The organism is Streptosporangium sp. H16 (assembly GCF_051918855.1).
Lineage (GTDB): Bacteria > Actinomycetota > Actinomycetes > Streptosporangiales > Streptosporangiaceae > Streptosporangium.
On record NZ_JBPXMD010000011.1, the window covers coordinates 276,529 to 297,027 of the forward strand.

16 protein-coding genes and 1 pseudogene are annotated in these 20,499 nt (G+C 72.3%); 8 read left to right on the plus strand and 9 right to left on the minus strand.

The window, feature by feature from the left end; genetic code table 11:
- Positions 1–105: 105 nt before the first annotated feature.
- Positions 106–618, plus strand: coding sequence for a GNAT family N-acetyltransferase (locus tag ACTOQ2_RS20900; protein ID WP_440101479.1), 513 nt, complete (start codon positions 106–108; stop codon positions 616–618).
- Positions 619–867: 249 nt separating this feature from the next.
- Positions 868–2,619 (plus strand): ABC transporter ATP-binding protein, encoded by a 1,752-nt coding sequence (locus ACTOQ2_RS20905; RefSeq protein WP_440101481.1) that lies wholly within the window; start codon positions 868–870, stop codon positions 2,617–2,619.
- A 123-nt stretch (positions 2,620–2,742) separates the two neighbouring features.
- Here ACTOQ2_RS20905 and ACTOQ2_RS20910 read toward each other — a convergent pair whose 3' ends face one another.
- Positions 2,743–3,525 (minus strand): glycoside hydrolase family 16 protein, encoded by a 783-nt coding sequence (locus ACTOQ2_RS20910; RefSeq protein WP_440101483.1) that lies wholly within the window; start codon positions 3,523–3,525, stop codon positions 2,743–2,745.
- A gap of 30 nt (positions 3,526–3,555) precedes the next feature.
- Here ACTOQ2_RS20910 and ACTOQ2_RS20915 point away from each other — a divergent pair, with 30 nt between their 5' ends.
- Positions 3,556–3,900, plus strand: coding sequence for a hypothetical protein (locus ACTOQ2_RS20915; protein WP_440101485.1), 345 nt, complete (start codon positions 3,556–3,558; stop codon positions 3,898–3,900).
- A gap of 12 nt (positions 3,901–3,912) precedes the next feature.
- The gene (locus tag ACTOQ2_RS20920; RefSeq protein ID WP_440101486.1) at positions 3,913–4,476 is read left to right on the plus strand and encodes a hypothetical protein; all 564 of its coding nucleotides are present in this window, start codon (positions 3,913–3,915) and stop codon (positions 4,474–4,476) included.
- A 626-nt stretch (positions 4,477–5,102) separates the two neighbouring features.
- On the opposite strand, the gene ACTOQ2_RS20925 is transcribed toward ACTOQ2_RS20920, so the two are convergent.
- From ACTOQ2_RS20925 to ACTOQ2_RS20955, 7 genes are all read right to left on the minus strand, one after another.
- The gene (locus tag ACTOQ2_RS20925; protein ID WP_440101489.1) at positions 5,103–5,861 is read right to left on the minus strand and encodes a hypothetical protein; all 759 of its coding nucleotides are present in this window, start codon (positions 5,859–5,861) and stop codon (positions 5,103–5,105) included.
- Complete coding sequence (locus ACTOQ2_RS20930) at positions 5,861–6,853, minus strand: nucleotide-binding protein (protein ID WP_440101491.1); 993 nt, start codon at positions 6,851–6,853, stop codon at positions 5,861–5,863. The genes ACTOQ2_RS20925 and ACTOQ2_RS20930 overlap by 1 nt, the downstream gene beginning before the upstream one ends.
- 44 nt (positions 6,854–6,897) lie before the next feature.
- Complete coding sequence (locus ACTOQ2_RS20935; RefSeq protein WP_440101494.1) at positions 6,898–9,036, minus strand: hypothetical protein; 2,139 nt, start codon at positions 9,034–9,036, stop codon at positions 6,898–6,900.
- Positions 9,033–11,072 carry a hypothetical protein gene (locus ACTOQ2_RS20940; protein ID WP_440101495.1) on the minus strand — a complete coding sequence of 680 codons (2,040 nt, stop codon included), beginning with the start codon at positions 11,070–11,072 and terminating at the stop codon, positions 9,033–9,035. The genes ACTOQ2_RS20935 and ACTOQ2_RS20940 overlap by 4 nt, the downstream gene beginning before the upstream one ends.
- Positions 11,073–11,102: 30 nt before the next feature.
- Positions 11,103–12,257 carry a hypothetical protein gene (locus ACTOQ2_RS20945; RefSeq protein ID WP_440101497.1) on the minus strand — a complete coding sequence of 385 codons (1,155 nt, stop codon included), beginning with the start codon at positions 12,255–12,257 and terminating at the stop codon, positions 11,103–11,105.
- Positions 12,258–13,112: 855 nt separating this feature from the next.
- Positions 13,113–13,346: a hypothetical protein gene (locus tag ACTOQ2_RS20950; RefSeq protein ID WP_440070580.1), complete on the minus strand. Its 234-nt coding sequence runs from the start codon at positions 13,344–13,346 to the stop codon at positions 13,113–13,115.
- Positions 13,333–13,581 carry a DUF6400 family protein gene (locus ACTOQ2_RS20955; RefSeq protein ID WP_440070579.1) on the minus strand — a complete coding sequence of 83 codons (249 nt, stop codon included), beginning with the start codon at positions 13,579–13,581 and terminating at the stop codon, positions 13,333–13,335. Before ACTOQ2_RS20955 ends, ACTOQ2_RS20950 begins: the two co-directional genes overlap by 14 nt.
- A 382-nt stretch (positions 13,582–13,963) precedes the next feature.
- Between ACTOQ2_RS20955 and ACTOQ2_RS20960 the strand changes: the two genes are divergently transcribed.
- Together ACTOQ2_RS20960 and ACTOQ2_RS20965 are read left to right on the plus strand one after the other, a co-directional pair.
- Positions 13,964–14,194: a hypothetical protein gene (locus ACTOQ2_RS20960; RefSeq protein WP_440101499.1), complete on the plus strand. Its 231-nt coding sequence runs from the start codon at positions 13,964–13,966 to the stop codon at positions 14,192–14,194.
- A gap of 76 nt (positions 14,195–14,270) precedes the next feature.
- Positions 14,271–16,595: a polysaccharide lyase 8 family protein gene (locus ACTOQ2_RS20965; protein WP_440101501.1), complete on the plus strand. Its 2,325-nt coding sequence runs from the start codon at positions 14,271–14,273 to the stop codon at positions 16,593–16,595.
- Positions 16,596–16,744: 149 nt separating this feature from the next.
- Here ACTOQ2_RS20965 and ACTOQ2_RS20970 read toward each other — a convergent pair whose 3' ends face one another.
- Positions 16,745–18,364 carry a pectate lyase family protein gene (locus ACTOQ2_RS20970; RefSeq protein WP_440101503.1) on the minus strand — a complete coding sequence of 540 codons (1,620 nt, stop codon included), beginning with the start codon at positions 18,362–18,364 and terminating at the stop codon, positions 16,745–16,747.
- 580 nt (positions 18,365–18,944) lie between these two features.
- Here ACTOQ2_RS20970 and ACTOQ2_RS20975 point away from each other — a divergent pair.
- Both ACTOQ2_RS20975 and ACTOQ2_RS20980 read left to right on the plus strand, forming a co-directional pair.
- Entirely contained in the window at positions 18,945–19,805 is an 861-nt protein-coding gene (locus tag ACTOQ2_RS20975; RefSeq protein WP_440070570.1) for a 3-methyladenine DNA glycosylase, read from the plus strand.
- Positions 19,806–20,286: 481 nt separating this feature from the next.
- Positions 20,287–20,499: pseudogene (locus ACTOQ2_RS20980) on the plus strand (endo-1,4-beta-xylanase); the annotation flags it as partial.

A 20,499-nucleotide genomic window follows, 5' to 3' on the forward strand; every position in this document is an offset into this window, starting at 1 on the left:
AGTTTACTAACCTCCCGGTACGGCTGGTCCGGGGCGGGTCTGCCCTGCGTGAGGGTACATACACCTGTCCTGTGCAGGGGTGCGGCTCCCTGTTACGATCCGCCGGTGATTATCCGTCACGGGTATCTCGGCGACGTACCGGCCGTCCTGGCGATGTTCGACGGCGCGGTGGCGTGGCTGTCCTCCCTGGGCCGCACCGGCCAGTGGGGCAGCGAGCCGTTCTCCCTCAACGCGGCCCGTGTCGAGAACATCACCTCGTGGGCGATGTCCGGCGGGATGCGCATCGCCGAACTCGACGGCCGGCCCGCGGGCTGCCTGGTGGTGGGGACCGCGATGCCCTACGTCCCGCCCGCCTCCGAGCCGGAGCTGTACGTCCAGGGGCTGGTCGTCGACCGGAGACACCACGGCAGGGGGGTCGGGGCCGTCCTGCTGGAGCGCGCCCGCGCGGAGGCCGCCTCGCTGGGGGTCGCGCTGCTGCGGGTCGACTGCTACGCCGGCGACGACGGCCGGCTGGTGGCGTACTACGAGAGCCGGGGCTTCACCAGGACCGAGAGCTTCAAGGTCGGAGACTGGCCGGGCCAGATCCTGGAGGCGAGGCTTCCCGCCGCCACGGGCTGAACGGTCCGTGCCGAGCGGCCGGTGTCGAGCGGCCCGTGCCGCGCATGCCGTGCCGCGCATGCCGTGCCGAGCGGTGTGTGCCGTGTACGCCGTGCCGAACGATCCGCGCCACGTGGCCCGTGTCGAGCGGGGTCGGACCGGGAGCGGTCACGCGGCGGGACGTCACGTGACGATTCACCGGGGCGTGTCACGCGCGCGAAATCTTGGTACGAGAGTATTGCCGGAGATTTGCCACTATTTGGGGGATTTGTGGTTGGCGCTCTCGATCACCGCTATCGCGGTGAGCACCCGATCCGCACGCTCTCCTACCTTTTCCGGGAGGACCGTCTCAGGCTGTTCGCGGGGGTGCTCGCCTTCCTGGTCAAGCACAGCCCGACCTGGTTGTTGCCGCTGATCACCGCCAACGTCGTCGACATCGTGGTCGCCCGCGCCCCGATCGCCCACCTGTGGGTCAACGCGAGTGTGCTGCTCGCCCTACTGCTCCTCAACTATCCCCTCCACCTGCTCTACGTCCGCTGCACGCACGGCGCCATCCGCCGGATGGGGACGAATCTGCGTTCCGCGCTCTGCCGCCGCATGCAGCAGCTCTCCATCGGCTACCACGCGCGGGTCAGCGCCGCCGTACTCCAGACCAAGGTCATCCGGGACGTCGAGAGCGTGGAGCAGACCAGCCAGCAGGCGGCCGACATGGGACTGTCCGCGCTCACCATGCTCGCCGGAGGCCTGGTGGTGATCGCCGTGCAGGTGCCCGCCGCGATCCCCGTCTTCCTGGTGGTCGTACCCGCCGCGGCCCTGCTCGTGATGCACATGCGCACCCGGCTGCGCGACGACAACGAGAGCTTCCGCCGCGAGGTCGAGCAGCTGTCCAGCCGGGTCAGCGAGATGACCACGCTCATCCCGATCACCCGCGCGCACGGCCTGGAGCAGGACGCCCTGCACCGCGTCGACGGCACGCTGACCAAGGTGCTGCGCAAGGGCCTCCGGCTCGACCTGCTCAACGGCAGCTTCGGCTCACTGGCCTGGATCCTGCTCAACGCGCTCGGCGTCGCCTTCCTCACCGGTTCCGCGCTCGTCGCCTACTACCAGGTCATCCCCATCACCGCGGGCGACGTGGTCATGCTCACGAGTTTCTTCGCCACCCTCACCGCCGCCGTCACCTCCCTGCTCACCCTCACTCCGATGATCAGCAAGGGGCTGGCGTCCGTACGGTCCATCGGCGAGGTCCTCCAGGCGCCCGACCTGGAGCACAACGCGGGCAAGGAGGAGGTCGCCTCCGTCCTCGGCGAGATCGAGTTCCGTGACGTCGGGTTCTCCTACGGAGAGGAGGCCGCGATCACCGGGTTCGACCTCACGGTGACCCCCGGCGAGACGGTCGCGCTGGTCGGCCCCTCGGGAGCCGGTAAGTCGACCGTGCTCAACCTCGTCATCGGCTTCCTCCGGCCCACCTCCGGCCGGATCCTGCTGGACGGGCGCGACATGGAGACGCTGGACCTGCGGACCTACCGCAGGTTCCTGTCCGTCGTGCCGCAGGAGTCGATCCTGTTCGAGGGCGGCATCAGGGAGAACGTCACCTACGGCATGGCCGACGTCTCCGAGGAGCGGGTACGGCGGGCGCTCAGGGACGCCAACGCGCTGGAGTTCATCGACCGGCTCCCCGACGGCCTCGACACGGTCGTCGGGGAGCGGGGCGCCCGGCTGTCGGGCGGGCAGCGCCAGCGCCTGGCCATCGCCCGCGCCCTGATCCGCGACCCGCGCGTGCTGATCCTGGACGAGGCCACCTCCGCCCTGGACACCCGCTCCGAGGCGCTCATCCAGGAGGCGCTGACCCGCCTGGTCGCCGGGCGTACGGTCCTCGTCGTCGCCCACAGGCTGTCGACCATCCGAGGCGCCGACCGCATCGTGGTCATGCGCGACGGCGGGATCGAGGAGGTGGGCACCCACGAGGAGCTGATGCGGCTGCGTGGCGCCTACGCCGGACTGCAGGGCGCCCAGCTCGCCTGAAGAGGTTCCCGGGCTGAGTTCTCGGACCGGGGGGAGTCTCGGAAGCCGGAGACGCCGGAGACGCGAGGAGGGTGCGGGACCCGTTCCCACGGATCCCGCACCCTCCTGTCCTGCCGGGTGGACTCAGCCCGCGGTGCCCGTCGAGGCCGGGTAGATGCGGAGCCAGTCGACCTCCATCCACGCCTCTCCCGAGCTGCCCTGGCCGGGGAACCAGTCCAGCTGCAGGCAGACCGACATCGAGCTGCGGGTGGCGTTGCCGGAGCGGAACCACTCCTGCCCGTCGATGTAGCCGACGACGCTGTCGGGGGTGACCTCCACGGCGTAGGTGTGCCAGGTGGTCATGTCGATGTTGGCGTGGGCCTGCTCCTGACCCTGAGGGGTGTGCAGGAAGAAGTTCGGCCGCTGCCTCTGCGGATCGTCGATGACCTCGAGGAAGTCGATCTCCTCCCCGGTGGAGCTCCGCACGTTGCCGCCGCCCTCCTTCGGCCACAGCAGGGCGACGGGGTGGTACGACCCGGCGCCCGGGTACAGGCGGATACGGGTCTCCCAGCGCCCGTAGGCCTGGTCGTGACGGGCGGCCAGGCCGGCCGTGGTCCCGTCCTCGCGGCCGTACAGGTAGAGCGCCCCGTTGCCGAGGTAGAGCTGCTGCGGGGAGCGGCGGCCGTTGCCGGCGTGCCCGGCCGAGTCGTAGAACACCCAGTCGGACTCGTCGAGGTAGTCGTCGAACTCCGCGCACCAGGACGGTGCGCCCCAGTTGAGGGCTTGCGCGGCGCTGGCCTCGCCGGTGGCGGCGGGGGTGCAGGGTGCCGCCGAGACCACCTCTCCCTGGGCCGCGCTGAGGGTGCTCACCGTCAGCGCGGCCACCATGCTGAGTACGGCCACCCGCACGTGGGATCTGGTGATCATGATTACTCCTCCCAGGATCTGGCGCAGAGTGTGGAGGGGCTGAAGCTCCAGCAGCCGGTGCTCGTCGGGCTGGGGATCGACGACGCGGTCGGGCTCGGCAGCGGCTGGGCGGGTGAGGCCGGCGGCCCGAACACCCAGCGCGGTGCGCCCGCCGGCTCCTGGTTCGCGATCAGCAGGACGGGGGATTCCGAGGTACGGCCCCGCCAGGGCGCGAGGCTCCAGCACGAGGCGATGTCCTCCGGCTTACAGAAGTCGGAGGTGGAGCGCTTGAGCGGGGGCAGGGGCAGGACGGTGGGGATCGAGGGCGCCGGGGACGGGGCGGCCATCGGGGAGCGGGTGCTCTGGACCGGTTCGGTCAGGAGGGAGGGCTCGTAGGCGCCGGTCCGCGTGGGCGCGGGCCGTGGCGCGTTGGTCGCCCAGCTCGGCGGACCGGTGCGCGGCGGGGCGGTGCGCGGCGGGGCGGTGAGAGTGGAGGTCGGGCTCGCCGAGGGCTTCGGCGTCCCCTTCTGCGGGGTGGTGGGCCGCTGGGACGTCGACCGGGTGGGCTTGGGCGCGGCGGTGGCGGTCGGCGCCGGCTTGGTCGCCGTCGCTGTCGCCGTCGCGCTGGGGGCCGGGGGCTTGGGGCCCGGGTGCGTGGGCGACGGGTCCGGCGCGGGCTTGGTGGCCTTGTCGGAGGGTTCGGGGCCGGGGGGTTCGGGCGTCGCCTTCGGCGGTTGCGGCTTCCCGGTCGCCGTGGCGCTCGACGTGGGTGAGGAGGTGGCGCCGGCCGACGACGCCGGGGGGTTCGGGGCGGAGGTCGCCGACGGCTTCGTGTTACCGGGCGGTGCCGGGGCGGGCGCCGTGTTCTTGGGCGGTGCCTGGGTGGCCTTCCTGGTCTCCGGGGGCGCGTTCGTGGGCGCCGTGTTCTTCCGGGGCGCCTCGGTGGCACTCCTGGTCTCCGGAGACGCTTGAGTGGTGGGCCTGGTGTTCCTCGGAGCCGCCGGTGGAGCCTCGGTGGGCCTGGTGTTCACGGGCGGTTCCTCGGTGGGGCGTGCCCTCCTCGACGGCGGGTTCGTCGGTACCGCGTTCCTGGTCCGCACGTTCTCCCGCGAAGGCGCGGAGAACTGCTCGGCGGGAACGTCCTCCTCCGTGCGGGGGGCGGTGTTCCGCTGGCCGGGACGGCTACGGGACGTGGGAGGGGAACTGCGGGCCTCGGGAGGTGACGCGTTCTCCGTGGGTGGGTTCCGGTCGGGGCGGGAGGGTGAGCCGCCCTCCGCGGGCGGGTTCCCGTCCGGCGTCGAGCCGGAGTCGCGGTTCGAGGGAGGCCTCTCGTCCGGCCCGGAGGTGTTGCCGGTCTCGGGGACGGTGGTCTCCGGAGGGGACTCCTCTCGTGCGGGGGGCGGGGCGGCGGGGGGAGCGGGAGGGACGGCGAACTCCTGCGACGGTGAGCCCGAACTCACGCCGGGATCCGCCAGGGCGGCCCACGGCTGGGCGATGACCGCGCTTGTCGTCGCGGATACCGCGGCCAGCAGAAGGCCGGAGAGTAAGGTGACACGCCGGGACGAGCTGCGTGGGGGCATTGATCGCTCTTCCTGGATCTATGGGGTGGGCTCTGGGCCGGAGATGGGTTTCCAGCCCGCGGCGGTGAATTCCGGGGTGCCCGGGAGGGCGACCTGCGGCACGGAGGTGGCGAGGGGGTCGGGGACGTTGACCCAGTCCCCCTGGTTCGCACCGCGCATGCCGGGCTGCCAGACCATGAGCAGGCTCATGGCGTACGGGCTCGCATAGGTGGGATCGGTGTCGCCGACGCCCTTGGTCGCGGTCACCTGGACCAGGACCGAGACCAGCACCTGATCCTGGGCGCGGGCTCGCCACTGGACGCCGATCGTCCGCGTCCGCATGGCGGCGCCGTCGGGCAGTGCCCCGTCCTTGGGAAGGCCGAGGATCTCCCGCCATCCTGCGACGGCCTCGCGGGCGCCGGCCCGTGCCGCGTCGTGCTGCTCGGGACGCGCGTACAGCACCGCGGCCTGCTCGGCCTGCTCGGCGTCCAGGGTCCACGCCGCCTCCAGCGCCGCGGCGGCGGCCGAGGCCGCGCCCAGCTCGGTGCGGGGGAACCCGACGGGGTAACCGGCCGCGCCCTCGTAGCCGGAGGGCGGGGCGAGGAGAACGGTGTCCCCGACGGCCTTCGGCGCGGAGGCGTTCACGGGGGTGGAGTCGGTTCGAAGGAGCTGCCATGCCCCGGCCGCCAGCAGGATCGTCCCCACGATCGAGACGACCACGATGAGCATCCGCCGCCGGGCGCTCGGCGGCGGGCCCAGATCCCAGTTCAGCGTGGGATCGTCGGCGACCGGCCGCACTAGTGGCTCCGGTCGGGGCGCTGCCCGAAGGTCTGCCCGGCCGCCGCGGCCAGGCGGAGGTACGCGCCCCGCGTCGTGGGCCGCAGGCGGACCAGGTCCACCTCGGCGCCCTCCTTGAGGTGCGGGTCGTAGGGGATGCGGATCACCGCGCGGCAGCGGGAGGTGAAGTGGCGCTCCAGCAGGTCCAGGTCCACGTCGGACTTGGGTTCCACGGCGTTCAGCACGACGATGGCGTTCTTGACGAGATCGGCGTGGCCGTGGGCGGTCAGCCAGTCCAGCGTCGCGGCGGCCGAACTCGCCCCGTCCACCGCGACCAGGCTGACCAGCACGATCTGGTCGGCCAGTTCGAGCGTCGCGCCCATGGCCCCGTGGAGCAGGCCGGTCCCGCAGTCGGTGATGCAGATGGAGTAGTAGCGCTCGATGAGCCCGGCGACCGTGCGGTAGTCCTCGGCGTTGAACGCCTCGCTCACGGCCGGGTCGGTGTCGGAGGCGAGGACCTCCAGCCGGGCCGGCGACTGGGAGGTGAAGGCGCGGGCGTCGGCGTAGCGCAGGATGTGGGGGGCCTCGGCCAGCATGGTGCGGATGGTCGCGGCCGTCTCGGACTTCACCTTGATGCCGAGGGTCCCGCGGTCGGGGTTGGCGTCGATCGCGATCACCCGGTCGCCGCGCAGGGAGGCGAGCGTGTTGCCGAGGGCGACGGTCGTCGTGGTCTTGCCGACCCCGCCCTTGAGGCTCATGACCGCGATCCGGTGGTGCCCGCTCGCGACGGGGGTCTGGGCCTGCGCCATCAGCGTGCGCCGTTCCAGTTCCGCCGCCGACTCCGCGGGGATGATGCGCTTGCCGGAGAGCTGCCAGACCAGACGGCGCCATCCTCCGGCGGGCTCGGGGCGGCGGTTGGTGAGCAGGTGTTCCGCGGTGAGCGGGATCGTTTCGTGGAACTGCTCGGGCGGGGTGGGCGGCGATGTCTGGATGTGGGGAGAGGTATCCGTCATTGCCCTGGTCCTTTCTCGAAAAGCGATCTTGGGGGGATGGAAGGTCAGCAGGTCCGCCAGCGCACCGTCGTGCTGACCGAGTCGTCGAGGCCGTGAACGGTCATCGGGGCGGTGACCGAGGCGGGGGCGCCGCACCAGTTGCGGACCCGGTGGGCGCGCAGGTTGATCACCTGCGTGACCCCTTCCCGCAGCGTGCCGCTGGAAGGGGTCACCGCCAGGCCGGGAGCCGATATCCGCCATTTCAGCGGCTCTCCCGAGATGGTGAGGACCATGCTTCCCAGGCCGAACTCGTCCAGCGTCACCACGGGCGGGACCCGCAGGCGCGAGGCGAGCCCGTCCTGCCGCGCCGGCGCACCGGCCGTGGGAGGCGGAGACCGGGTGGCCTGGCTGGTGGACGCCTGCAGCGAGCTCGCGGGCTCTCCGGACTCGATCGCGGGGCCGAGCAGGTTCATCCCGGTCAGGGTGCCCGCCGCGCCCGCCACGACGATGATGACGAGTTTGATCGTGGTGTTCCTGATCCGGGCGCCCGCCCAGCTGAGCGCCTCCAGCACGCGGATCCCCATCTCGATCCGCTCCTCGTCGGGGCGGTCGTCGGGTTCGGTGTGGAAGCGCAGCGCGGGAACCTGGGCGTCGTCGCGCAGCCCGGTCTCGCGGTTGCGCACCCCGATCTCGCGTGTCGCGGCGTCGCGTACGCCGGTCTCGCGTTTTGCGGTCTCGCGGGTCGCGGTGTCGCGCATCTCGACGGAGGCCTGCCCGGCGATGACGACGGGTTCGGGCTTGACGACGGGTTCGGGGGCGGGCGGCGCCTGCCTGGGGATGGTGCCGGTGAGCTCCTCGCTCTGGGCGAGGACCTCGCGCGCCCACGCCTGGGTGAGCAGGGCGTCGTAGAGCGGGGTGTCGTGCCCGGGTACGGGTGGCGCGGACGGCGGGCGGGCCGGCCGGGTCCTGCGAGGCGGCAGGGCGGGCAGCGGGGGCAGTCCCGAAGGGTTGGCGGGATCGGAGGAGCCCGTCGCGGGCCTGTCTCCCGGTGCCGTGCCCGGTGCCGTGCTCGACGGCGTCGCGGCCGGTGGCTTCGTGGAAGGCTTCGAGGCCACCGGCGGGTAGGGAGGCATGCGGACCCTGGGCGTGGGCGTGGGTGGCGACGCCGCGGCCGACGGTGCCGGGGTGGCCGGGACGGCAGGGACGGCAGGGACGCCGCCCCCGGCCGGGGAGGCGGGCGAGGCGGGAGACCGGTGCCCGGATGGGGCGATGGACCGGTGCCCGGGCGGGGCGGGGGTCCGGCCCCCCGGAGGGGGCGCGGGAAGGACCGGGGACCGCCCCCCGCCCGGAGGAGCGGACAGGAGAGGAGACCCGCCCCGGGCCGGCCGCGCGGGCGGGATCACCTCGGGAGCCGCCTCCGCGGACGCCTCGGCGGAGACCTCGGGAGGCAGCGCGTCCGTGAGCCGCTGCCGCTCCTCCGCGGAGAGCGGCGCGACCGGGGGATGGGAGATCATCTGCGGCACCGTGTAGCGGATGTTGATCGGCCGCGTGCACACGGAACACCTGATCATGTGGGAGAGCAGGCGCGCCTGGGCGCCCTCCGGGTCGGCGGGAGGGGACGCCGCCCGCCCGCCCGCCGGGCCCTCGGGGAGACCGGCGGGGAAGACGCCGGGAAAGACGGTCTCCACCAGCGGGGCGAGTTCCGGGCAGGTACGCCGCCCGTGGGCGAGCGCGTCCAGCCCGCTCACCAGGGTCTCGATCAGGTCCTGGGTGCGGGTGGCGAGCCTGCCGACCTCGTCGACGGGCATCGCCAGCACATGGGAGAGATCCTCCATGCCGAGCGCGTGGCGGTACGTCAGCCTGAGCGTCTCCGTGCCCAGGGGGTCGACGATCGTCCACACCCGCTCGATCAGCGAGGCGTCGGGCATGCCGGGCCCCGAACCCGGCACGTACCGCTCCCGGTACCCCGGAGAGGTGCGGCAGTCACGTCGCAGTGCGGCCAGCAGCCGCCCCCGGGCCGTGACGTCCCCGGGAGCGGCCTCGACCCGGCCGGCCGCCAGCGCGGCGACGACCGCCGCGCGCGCCCGGCCGGACTCGAGGTGGGAGGCGGCGTAGTCCATCAGGTGCGCGCCGTGCTCGCGCACCCAGGCCGCCCCCTGGCCGGGGCCGGGCGTGAGACGCCCGGTTCCGGTGGGTGTGCTCATCGGCCGTCGTACTCGACCGGGTCCGGCTCGACCCGGCCTTGGTCGGACCGGCCCTGGTCGGACCGGAAGGGAGCGGTGTTCTCGCCCGGCCATTGCTCGGGGACGTCGTCTCCGCCGTCTCCGGGGTCCCTGGGGGCCACGGCGTCCTCGGGTCCCGGCTGGGCGGGGTCCAGCCCGCCCGTGTCCGGCTGCCAGGGCTCCTCCTCGCCGGGGACGCCCTGCTGCCGCTGGTCGGGCTGTCCCTGGTCAGGCTGCGGGACGACGCTCTCGCTGGGGATCGGGCTGGGAAGCGGGACGGGAGGGGGATCGGTCACCACGAGCTCCAGGTTCCGCTGGGGCAGCCCGGTGAACTTGGTCCAGTTGCTGATCTGACCGGGCGCGGGCTCCGCGTAGAGCCAGCGGATGAAGGCGGGCCACAGGCACGAGTCGCGGGGGATCATCGCCTGGGCGCCCGAGGACGGGCTCGGGCCCTGGGACGCGCTGAGCGCCTGGATCTCCTCGGTGGTGTAGTTGCGGCACGGCGGGGTGCCCGGCGGGGCGATGTTGAGGTCCCACACGCCGTTCTCGTCCGTGTAGCGCATGCCCCTGTCCAGCCCGAGGGCCTCGTAGGCGCGCCGCAGGAGCTCGGGGTTCTCGAAGACCGGCAGCGAGACGCCGCCGTCGGGCCCGCCGCCGGGAAGCCGCGGGTCGGCCGGCATGAGCACGGTCCCGTCGGGACCCTGCGACGCGTTCTCACCGGGGCCGACGGACGGCTGCGGCTGCGCGGGCCGGGAAGGTCCGGCCGGGGGAGGCGTCCGCGAGGGGTTGGGCGCCTGCGAGCGCCTCTGGCCACCGGGCGGCTGGACCGGAGCCTGGCTGCCGCCGCGCGCGGTCGGTGCCACCGAGGTCGGCGGCGTCGAGGGCGCGTCGCCGGTCGGCCTGGTCTCGGGAGGCGCCGTGGGGAGGGTGACCTCGCCCGAGGGCACGAGCGGCCGGCCGGGGCCCGACCGGATCGCCGGCCTCAGGGTGCCCGTCGGCCGGGGGTTCCTGGCGTTGTCCCCGGGCTGCGGGGGCCTGACGTCACCGGTGGGCTGGGGCTGCTGCCTGTTCCCGCCGGTGGGCTGGGGCTGCGTGGGCTTGAGACCGCCGGTGGGCCGGGGCTGCTGCCTGTCACCGTTGGTGGCTGGAGGCTGCTGCTGCCTGTCGCCGTTGGTGGCTGGAGGCTGCTGCTGCCTGTCGCCGTTGGTGGCCGGGGGCTGCGACCGCCCGTTTCCCCCGTTGGACTGCGACGGCCGCGACGGGCCAGAGGACCTCGTCCCGCCGGACTCGGGAGCCGGCTTGGGCGGCGTGACAAGCTCGACCTTCTTCTCCACGGGGCGCTGGATGACGCTGCCGCTCTCGTTCTCGCTCTCCGAGATGTTGCCGCTGATCTTCTTCGTCGGGGTCGGAGGCGGTGGAGGGGGAGGCTGGACGGGCTGGTTGTTCGCCGGCGGGGGCTGAGCGGGAGGTTGCACCGGCCCGGGGTTGGGAGCGGGCTGCACCGGTGCCGGGTCGGGCTTGGGCGGCGGGTCGGCCTTCTTGGGCGTCGCGGGTTTCGTCGGCGCGGTCGTCTTGGGGGCCGAAGGCGGGGTCGGCGTGCTCTTGGGGTTTCCCGGCCGCTGGAGGGGCGCCGCCGCGGCGGCTGCCACGCCCAGGACGGGGAGGGCGACACAGCCCTCGGCGGAGCCCCCGAGCGCGTGCCCGTCGGTGGTGGCGGTGAGGCAGACCCGCTGGTCCCCGGCGGCGGCGGCCCGCCTGGCGCCGTCCGCGATCGTGCTGCCCGCGTCGGCGCCGGAGAGCGGGAGCGGCTGGTCGCCGCCGGGTGCCGCGCTCGACGTCCAGGCTCCCGCCTGGTCGTCGAGGAGGTACGTGCCCGCGGCCAGCCGCATCACCTGCCCTTCGCCGGGATCGGGGCGCATGGCGATGACGGTTCCCAGCCCGGCGCCGGCGCCGAAGACACCGATCGCGACACTCGCAGTGATCACCGTCGCGCGCGATGGCTTACGTGAGGGTGTCATTAGAATGTTCCTTTTCTTCCGGTGAAAACGTCAGTCGCCGTGGCTCTCCAGGACGTCGCTCCACTCGCCCAGCACGCGAGCGGGCTCGTTCGAGCCGGCGGGGGGGACATGTGTCACATACATGCGGCCGTATGTGGCGCTCACCGAGTGGGCGAAGGCCTTGTTGCGGGTGCGGACGGCGGCCGAGCCCTTCAGCTTGACCTTCGCCCCTTCCCGCACCGCCTCGCGGAGCTCGGTGGATCGGGCTCCGTACCAGACCAGAGCGCCCCCGTCACTGGTCCTGAGCGCGCGTACCGGTCCCTCAAGCCGGTACGACAGCGTGATCTTCCAGTCGGCCTGCTCCAGCCGGACGCGTTCCCGCTGCCAGAACAGCGCGGTCTCGCTGGTCCACGGCCCCTCGTCGAACCGCGGGTCGACCTCGGCGTTCTCCAGGCTCGCCAGATGCGCGCGGGCGATCTGGCGAGGGGTCGAGCTCAGCCCGGTGGCGTTCTCCGGGAGGCTCGTCGCGTACCCCTCGCCGTCGGTCGCTATCTTGGGGAACCGCGCCGGGGTGGCGCGCGTGTCGGCGGCCGAGGCGACGAGCCGCCAGCCGCCGGGGGCCGAGCTCATCACGTCGACGATCCGCGCGACGCCGGGCTCGTACGAGACCGCCACGAACCAGTCGGCGGCGCCCTCCACGTGACGCGGGATCCACACCTGGGGGTTGGGCCATATCCCCGTCGCGAGTGAGGTTCCCTGCATCTCGGCGGTCTTGAAACCCGCCCTCGTCATCTCCAGCGCGAGCCCGTGCTCCAGCTTCGCCATGGCCGCCTGGTCCTTCCTGGCCTGGGCCACCGACAACCCCCGCTGGTAGCGGCCGTGGATGCCGTACGCCTCCTTGGCGGTGAGCTGGGGCGAGCGGGATCCGGCCGGCGGGTCGGCGGGCGGCGGGGTGGTTCTGGTCTCGGTCCGTGGCCGCTTCGTGGGGGTAGCCTCGGGACGGGGGGACTTGGCCGTGCCGCTTCCGGCGGGTTTCGGGGTCGATTTGGGAGTGGAGCGGGCGGGGGTAGGCGTCGGTGAAGGCGAGGAAGGAGCCTTCTCCCAGCCGGTGTCCGAAGGGTCGGGGGTGGGGTTCGCCGCCAGGGACGAACCGGAGGGCGCTCTGGTCGCGAGCCAGAACACCGCCACGGCGATGATCGCTAACACGGCCGTGAACAGAATAACCTTCCGCCAATCGAATGACAGGAGGCGTTCGGGATGCCAGTCGGATGCGTGTTCGGAATCGTGCCTAGAGGAACCACTGCCACGGCCAGAGGACCCAGCCTGTCCATCTGGGAAATCTGATGCACGCCATGACATAGGTCCAAATATTAGACTGACCGTGATCTATTTGGAAGGTAAAGGGCTCAGTAATTGCCACTTATGGTTATTGGATTATAAATAACACCTAAGTGGATATATGGCCCGTCCGAAACCGGCAATGCCCCCACCTGCTGCCATCCTTCGGGTGGACCGTGCCACCGGCTCTCTAGAGAAGTGCGGCCTTACCGGGGTTTCGGATGATCCTTCACGTTTCTTGTTGAGCTGCCATTTCCCTGACGCGGGCCGGGCGTTCGCCTCCTGTTCGGTTTTCCGGCGCCCGTCCGCGCTCTCGTCGCGCACGGGAAGATCGCGGTACCGTTTCCCACTTCTGATTGGTGCAAGCCGTCATAGCAACTTGATATGTATGCGTTTCCTCTGTTTGGTGGTTCGGCTCCCGGCCCGCGTTCGGGTAATTGGAACCCCCGCTTTTCCAGGGGTGCGCGGGCGGCGGCCTTCCGCCCTCGGGGGCCGCCCGGCGGGACGCGCGGGCACGCGATCGCCCGGGACGAGGAAGAACGGGTACGTCGCCGTCCAGGGGCCGCGGGGCGTCCGGGGCGATCCCCGCCCGGCCTCGCCCGGCCTCGTCCGGTCGGCGCCTTCGGCGGGTCGACGGGGTGACCTCTCGCCCGCTCGGCGCTTTCTGCGGGGCGTGGCCTGCCGTCCGCTCGGCGCCTTCGGTGGGCCGGCGCCTTCGGGAAGTCAGCGGGGCGTGGCTCCGCCGCCCGCGCCGAAACCCGTCTCGTGGTTCCACAGGTGGGCGCACCCCGGGCACTGCAGGTGCAGCAGGCTCCCGGTGTTGGCCAGGAGATAGCGCCAGTGCTCCCCGCAGTTGCGCCCGCCGAGGCAGTCGTCGCAGTCGCGGTGGTCCCGGCAGGCGGGACAGGGCACCCATGCCCTGCGCCCGAGGTCGGCGTGTGGATCAAGTGGCAGCACGGCCGGGCCTCCTCCGGGGGAGCACGCCGGCGGCCACGAGCATGTCGTAGGTCTCCTGCTGCCGCTCGTCGAGACCGGAGTAGAGGAGGTCGTACGCCTCCTCCTCGCTCCGCATCACCGCCACCGGGTCCCAGCCCGGCTCCAGCGCCGCGATGACCGCGGCGCGGCGGCGAGTCTCCTCAAGGGTGAGGTCGATCTCGAAGTCGGTGTGGGGGCTGGTGCCGTCCTGGTTCACCGCATGACCTTCCGGTCGGCCGGCGGGCGCGCCGGAGAGGGGGCCCGGAGAGAAGGCGGGGCCTCCGGGCGACATCGGGGAGGGACTCGCCTCCGCCGGGGACGAGCCGCTCTTCGCGACCGGCCGTTACGCGCCCCGGGAGGAAGCCCTTCACGAGGGAGATTTGTCCGCTACATACCTTATGTGGCTTTTGTTGTATTTTCGTGTGATGTGCGTTACAGGCAGCCGCCGGCCGGTACGGCCGCGCCTTCCCCGCATCGCCGTCATTGCGGAGGCCGGGTCGGGCAAGGGCGTGCGCCTGCGGGTATCACCAGGTCAGGGGAGTGCGGTCGTCCCCGGGGGTATGGACCTCTCCGAGGAAGACCACGGCCCGGAGGCTGCCATGACCGCGTACACCCTGTCGATCGTCGAAGGCGACACCGATGACGTCTCGTCCGGCGACGACATCTTCTCGCCCGCCTCCCCGGTCGACTTCAGCTGGCTCGACCCGTACACCCTGCTGTGGCTGACCGAGCACGGCTACGAGGACGAGGGAAGGCGGGTCGTGGTCACCCCGGCGGGTCACGAACCCGAGGGGGTCCGCGTGGTCGCCTCCCGCGACGTGGATCTCTGATCCCCGAGGACGGTCACACGGGAGCGATGCGGCGTGGTATCCGCGGTGAGGACGATTTCCACCTGACAATCTAGGCGTGAACCGACATTCCCGGAGATCGTTTCTTCAGCTCGGCGGTGTCGCCGCGACGGGGGCGCTGATCCCGGCGCAGGTCGCGTATACGGAGACCGCGCATGTGGAGGCGCGCATCGGAACCACGCACCCGGAAACCACGCCGCGCGCGCCGGCCGACCCCCTCGCCCCGCTGCGCCACCGGTGGCGGGACGTGACGGCGGGGTCGGGGTTCGACGCGACGGCCGAGCCGTACCGGACCCGGCTGGCGATGCTGGGGAGGAGGGCGGCTGGGTACCGGGACGCCATGGCGCCGGCCGGCGCGTCGCTCTGGCCCGACCTGGCGTTCCCCTCGCTCGGCGCCACCCCGGCCCGGCTGCGGACCATGGCCCGCGCGTACGCCCTGCCGGGGACCGGCCTGACCGGCGACGCGAGCCTGGCCGCGGCCGTCGCGGGTGGCGTCGACCACTATCGGCGGCGGGTGTACGCCGCGGGCGCCGACCAGGTCGGCAACTGGTGGTACTGGCAGATCGGCACCCCCAGGAACCTCCTCGACGCGGCCCTGCTGATCGGCCCGCACCTGACGGAGCGGCAGAGCGGGGCGCTGCGGGAGGCGGTGGACCACTTCCTGCCCGAGTGCCGCCTGGACGACTACAGCGGGACCAGCACCGGGGCCAACCGGGTGGACCTGTGCGTGGTGACACTGCTGCGGGCCATCCTCGGCTCCGACCCGGCGAAGGCCGCGCTGGCCGTCTCCGCGCTCTCCCCGGTCTTCCCCTACGTCTCCGAGGGCGACGGGTTCTACCGGGACGGCTCCTTCGTCCAGCACACGACCATCCCCTACCAGGGCACGTACGGAGCGACGCTGCTGTCCGGTCTCGCGACGCTGTTCGCGGTGTTGCGCGGCTCGCCGTGGGAGGTCACCGACCCGAACAGGCAGGTTGTTCTCGACAGCGTCGAGAGGACGTTCGCGCCGGTCGTCCACGACGGCTTCTGCATGGACCTGGTCAGTGGCCGGGCGATCGGCAGGCAGCCGTACGGCGACCACCGGAGGGGGCGCGCGATCGCCTCCGCGATCCTGCTGCTGGGGGAGACGGCCTCCGCCGCCGAGCGGTCCCGCTGGCAGGGCATGGTCAAGGGGTGGGCGCTGCGGGACACCCACCGGCCCATGCTCGACGCGGCCGAGGACGACGACCTGGGATTCCACGCCCGCCTCGCCGCGATCCTGGACGACGACGCCGTCCCCGCGGCCGAGGAACCCATCGGGCACCGGCTGCTGGCGATGAGCGCCCGCGCCGTGCACCGCGGGCCGGGCTGGTGCGCGGGCCTCAGCATGGCCTCCCACCGCGTCGGCCACTACGAGCACGGCAACGGCGAGAACCTCCGCGGCTGGCACACCGGCTCGGGGATGCTCTACTGGTGGGCCGGCGGCCACGGCGACCAGTACTCCGACTCCTTCTGGACCACCGTCGACCCCTACCGCCTGCCGGGCACGACCGTCTCCACCCGGCGGCTGGCCGACGGCGCCGGTGAGGCGTGGGGCGACACCTGTCCGCCGGGCCGCTGGGTGGGTGGCGCCACCGACGGCGTGTACGCGACGGTCGGCCAGCACCTGAACGGCATCGACAGCACCCTGGACGCCTTCAAGTCGTGGTTCTTCCTCGACGACGCGGTGGTCTGCCTCGGTGCCGGGATCACCGCCGAGGACGGCGTACCCGTCGAGACCATCGTGGACAACCGCAGGACCGACGCGGTTCTCACCGTGGACGACGGGAAGGGCTGGGCGCACCTGGAGGGACACGGCGGCTACGTCCTGCCCTGCGGCACCCGCCTGCGCACGCTGCGCGAGGAACGCGCCGGCGGACGGGACCCGGTGACCCGGAGCTACGTGACCCTCTGGCTCGACCACGGTGTCGATCCCGTCTCGGCGGGCTACGTCTACCTGCTGCTGCCGGGCGCGAGCCTCGCGGAGACCCGGGCCCGCGCCGCCGACCCAGGCTGGGCGCGCGTGCTCGCCAACACCACCCGGCAGCAGGGCGTCCGGGTACCGTCACTCGGGATCACCGCCGTCAACTTCTGGAACGACGGAGCCGCCGGGGACCTCGCCGCCTCCGCCCCGTGCGCGGTCCTCGTCAGGGAGGGCGGCGACGGTACGGCCACGCTGACCGTGTCGGATCCCCGGCGCGACCTGGACGAGCTGACCGTCACCTGGAACCGGCCGGTGACCGAGGTGCTCCGCGGGCATCCCCTCCTGGCGAGCGCCACGACCGGTGCGGGCCTCACGCTCACCTTCGGACGTCTGGCGGGCCGGGGCGGCGGCTCGAACACGGTCACCGTACGCCTCGATTAGTGGGAGACCCCAGGTGTTGGCTCTCAGGCGTGCCGATCCTCAGGCGTGGAGAGCGGAAGGCGCCGCGGGTCCCGGCGGGCGCTCGGGCGAGCCGCCCGCCGGGACCCGGTCCGAAGGACTTCACGGGATCCCGGGACATCCCCGGGGAATCAGCCGCCGATCTTGCCGACCCCGGCCCCCGCGCTGACGATCGCCTTCACGGAGTTCGGGTCGTCCAGGGTGTAGCCGTAGTACGAGCTCGCCTCCTGCACGCTGCCGCTGCACTCGGGCGGATCTGAGGCGTCGAGCACGTTGTTCCGCGCGACGCACCTGCCGGCGGTACCGGAGTAGGTGTTCGTCACCGGGACCTCGACCCTCTCGAAGTAGTTGCCCTCGACCAGGCAACCGGCGTTCAGCTGGCAGACCACCCCGGCGTCGGTGTTGTAGACGTAGTAGTTGTTGAACACGTGCACCGGCTCACCGAACCGCACCCGCGGGTTGCGCTGCGGGGTCCGGTCGAACCAGTTGTGGTGGTAGGTGACCTTCAGCCGGCCGACGTCCTGCGCGCTGTTGCCGTCGTCGTGGCCGAGCAGCATGTTCTTGGTGTGGTCGTGCGTGTGGTTCCACGACACGGTGACGTACGACGAGCCGCGCTTGATGTCGATGAGCCCGTCGTACCCGTCGGCCAGGTCGTTGTGGTCGATCCAGACATGGTGGGAGAACATCTGCACGTTGATCGAGTCGTCGCTGGCGTTCCGGAACGTCAGGTTGCGGATGATGATGTTGTTCACGGCGTTCGCGGGCGGCGAGGTGATCGCGTTGTCCGCGGGGAGGCCGATGTTGAGCCCGCCGCCGCTGATGCCGCCACCGGAGCCGATGCCCACGATCGTCTTGTTCGAGGTCACGTTGTGCATCCCGGCCGGAACCGTGATCATCCCGCGTACGCAGATGTTCAGCGGCCCGCTCTGTCCGATCGCGGAGATCAGCTCGCTCGCGGTGTCGACCTCGACGGTCGGTCCGCCCGCCCCGCCCGTGGTCCCGTTCCGGCCCCAGGCGTTCACCGAGGCGAACCCGACGGGCGTTCCGGAGGTGGGGCAGGTGCCCGGGGGCGGTGACACGGTGGGTGTGACCGTGGGCGTGACCGGCGGCTCGCTCGGCCCGCCGGTGTCGGTCACCAGCACGTCGTCGAACGAGGCGCTCGCGTAGTAACCGGCGAGGCCCACCTTGCCGGAGGAGAAGGTGGAGTCGGCCGCCGAGACGACCTCCACGTTGTTCACGAAGCCGCGCAGCGTCGTGCCGAACGCCTCGAGCCTGAGGGTGTACCAGGTGCCCGGGGTCACCGTCGCCGCGGCCGAGCCGAGGGTCGTGGGGGCGCCGCCGGTCCGCTTGCCCAGGACGACCGAGCCCGAGTTGCTCAACCCGAGGAAGTAGTAGTTGCCGGTGCTCTGCGCCCTGGCCAGCACCGCGACGTAGCGCCCGCCGCCGTTGAACGCGATCGGCTTCACCCGCGCCTGCACCGCCTGGTCCGACCAGCCGGTGCCGGCCACCGTCCTGGCGTCCGCGCCGGTCCCGGACTGCCGGTACGCCCGGGAGCCGTCGGCCACCACCGACCAGCTTCCCCCGGACTTCGACCAGCCGTTGGAGTTGCCGTCCTCGAAGTCGTCGCCGAACAACGACGCGGCGAGCGCGCTGGGCATCGCCACGAGCACCAGCGCCCCGATCACCGCGAGAGCGAGACTCGTCGCGAGCGCGGTGAACGGCGAGCCGCCGAGCCCTTTCCTTCTTCGCACCGTGGAACCTCCAAGTTCCGTCAGTACCGACCGGCCGTGCTCCCGGCCCGGTCGGCCATGGCCTCGCGCCGGGACCGAACCGGCGACGCGAGCGTGCCGCGTTCCGCGGTCACGCGCCGGCGTCGCCGGGGCACCGGCGAGCGATGTCCGTCGGGCGGCGTGCGAGCCCGCCCAAAACTCCCTGGCTGGGGGCCTTGGGCATGGCTGACCTGCGGCGGAGTACGCCGAGCAGACCCGTCACGTCGCTCGTGGACGAAGGGTGGGAAAGCGCTATCCAACTCTTTTCGCACTTTTACGCCCGGAGAAAGGTGCAGTCAAGCGCCCAGTTCGTTCGGAGGCCAGGAGGCCCCGGTCCTTCGCCCGGCCGGAACGCCGTTCTCCCAGCTGGGAACCCGTCGAGGCCGGTCCGGAGGCGACGCGAAAGTCCTCCCGCGAACGCGCGAGGATTTTCCCGAGGTCGCGCCGGGTGGAGGTCACCCCGCGCGTCCGTGCCGGGTGACGACCACCCCCGTGCGTCCGTGCCGGGTTGGGCGTGCGGGCCGCCCGCAGGGCACCGCCGGCCCGCGCGTACCATTCAGCGGTGGAGGTTCTGGAACCGGAGGAGTGGCGGGCGCGGGCGGAGGCCCACCGGCGCCGGGTCGAGGTGTGGGCGGAGCCGCACCTGGCGCGCAGGGCGCGGGGCGAGGCCCATCCCATCGAGGACTTCCTGTTCACCTACTACGGGCACCGGCCGGCGCGGCTGCGGAAGTGGCATCCGGGAGCCGGGGTGATCTTGAGGGGGGCGCGCGACTTCGGCCGCGACTACCTCGACACTCCGGAGGGGGCCACGCTCGACACCGCGGCGCTGATGGACAGGCGCGGGTCCTCCATCGAGTGGATCATGCGGCTGCTGGCCGCCACCGCGGCACGGCCGGGATATTTCGGCTGCTTCGGCCTGCATGAGTGGGCGATGGTCTACAAGGCCGAGGAGGTGCGGCATGAGGCCTGGCCGCTGCGGCTCAGCGGGGAGGAGATCGCGGAGGTGGTGGAGCAGCGGGGGGTGCGGTGCGGCCATTTCGACGCGTTCCGCTTCTTCACCCCCGAGGCGCGCCCGCTCAACGTGCTGCAGCCGACGCGCGAGCGGCAGCCGGAGCTGGAGCAGCCGGGTTGCCTACACGCCAATATGGACCTGTACAAGTGGGCGTACAAGTTGTCGCCGCTGGTGAGCGGTGAGCTGGTCGCCGACTGTTTCACGCTGGCCCGCGACATCCGCGCCGTGGACATGCGAGCCAGCCCGTACGACCTGAGCTCGCTCGGTCAACGGGCGATCCGGATCGAGACGCCCGAGGGACGGGCCGAGTACGCCGCCGAGCAGCGGGGGTTCGCCGAGCGGGCGAGGCCGCTGCGGCAGCGCCTGCTCGACTCCTGCGAACGGCTGCTCGCCGGCACCCGCCGCTCCTGACCCGCCGCCTGTCCAGGCCCGCCTCTCCCGACCCGCTGTGAGGCCGCGGGTGCCGTCAGGGCTCCGGCGCCCGGGACGCCGAGGGTGCGTGCGGCCGAGCACGGCCCATCCGGTGCCGTCGGGGATTCCCACCCTCTGATCGGTGCGTGCACGGTGCTGAAACTTACATCGGCCATGACTCTCCCCGGCGCGATGATCCCGCAAGGTTTCAGGAGGCAGGGACAAAGGTTGGAACATATACCGAGTCCGCATGCCTCATTAGGAAATCCGAAAGTTTCTGGGCCGCCTTGACGTATTTCGGGGAGGTTTCCACACTGAGTCCCCAAGGCGTCCTCCTACGGCCGGGCCGGTGGTACGCAGCAGGGCCGTCGTCTGCGACGCCCCGCGTGGTGTGCCTCCCCGGCAATGGGCGCGGCGTCGAGTTCGCGGGGCCGTCCCCCGCGTTTCCGCTTTCCCGTGACGCAGTTATGGAGGCTCAGGCATGGGCACAAACGCCATACCCCCGCCCGGCACCCGACGACCCCTCGGGGGTCTTCGCCGGGCACTGGTCGCCGGCGCACTCGGCACCCTCGTGCTCGGCACGCTCACGGCGGTGACCGGCCAGGTCTCCGCCGGTGCCGCTTCCGCCGGTGCCGCCGCGTCCACGCTCGGCGCGGCGGCCCAGCAGAGCGGGCGATACTTCGGTGCCGCGATC

Excerpts from the sequence above, each read along its gene's own strand:
- ACTOQ2_RS20910 (WP_440101483.1), bottom strand. The coding sequence starts at position 3,525 with ATGATCACCAGATCCCACGTGCGGGTGGCCGTACTCAGCATGGTGGCC.
- ACTOQ2_RS20930 (WP_440101491.1), bottom strand. The coding sequence starts at position 6,853 with ATGACGGATACCTCTCCCCACATCCAGACATCGCCGCCCACCCCGCCC.
- ACTOQ2_RS20935 (WP_440101494.1), bottom strand. The coding sequence starts at position 9,036 with ATGAGCACACCCACCGGAACCGGGCGTCTCACGCCCGGCCCCGGCCAG.
- ACTOQ2_RS20940 (WP_440101495.1), bottom strand. The coding sequence starts at position 11,072 with ATGACACCCTCACGTAAGCCATCGCGCGCGACGGTGATCACTGCGAGT.
- ACTOQ2_RS20960 (WP_440101499.1), top strand. The coding sequence starts at position 13,964 with ATGACCGCGTACACCCTGTCGATCGTCGAAGGCGACACCGATGACGTC.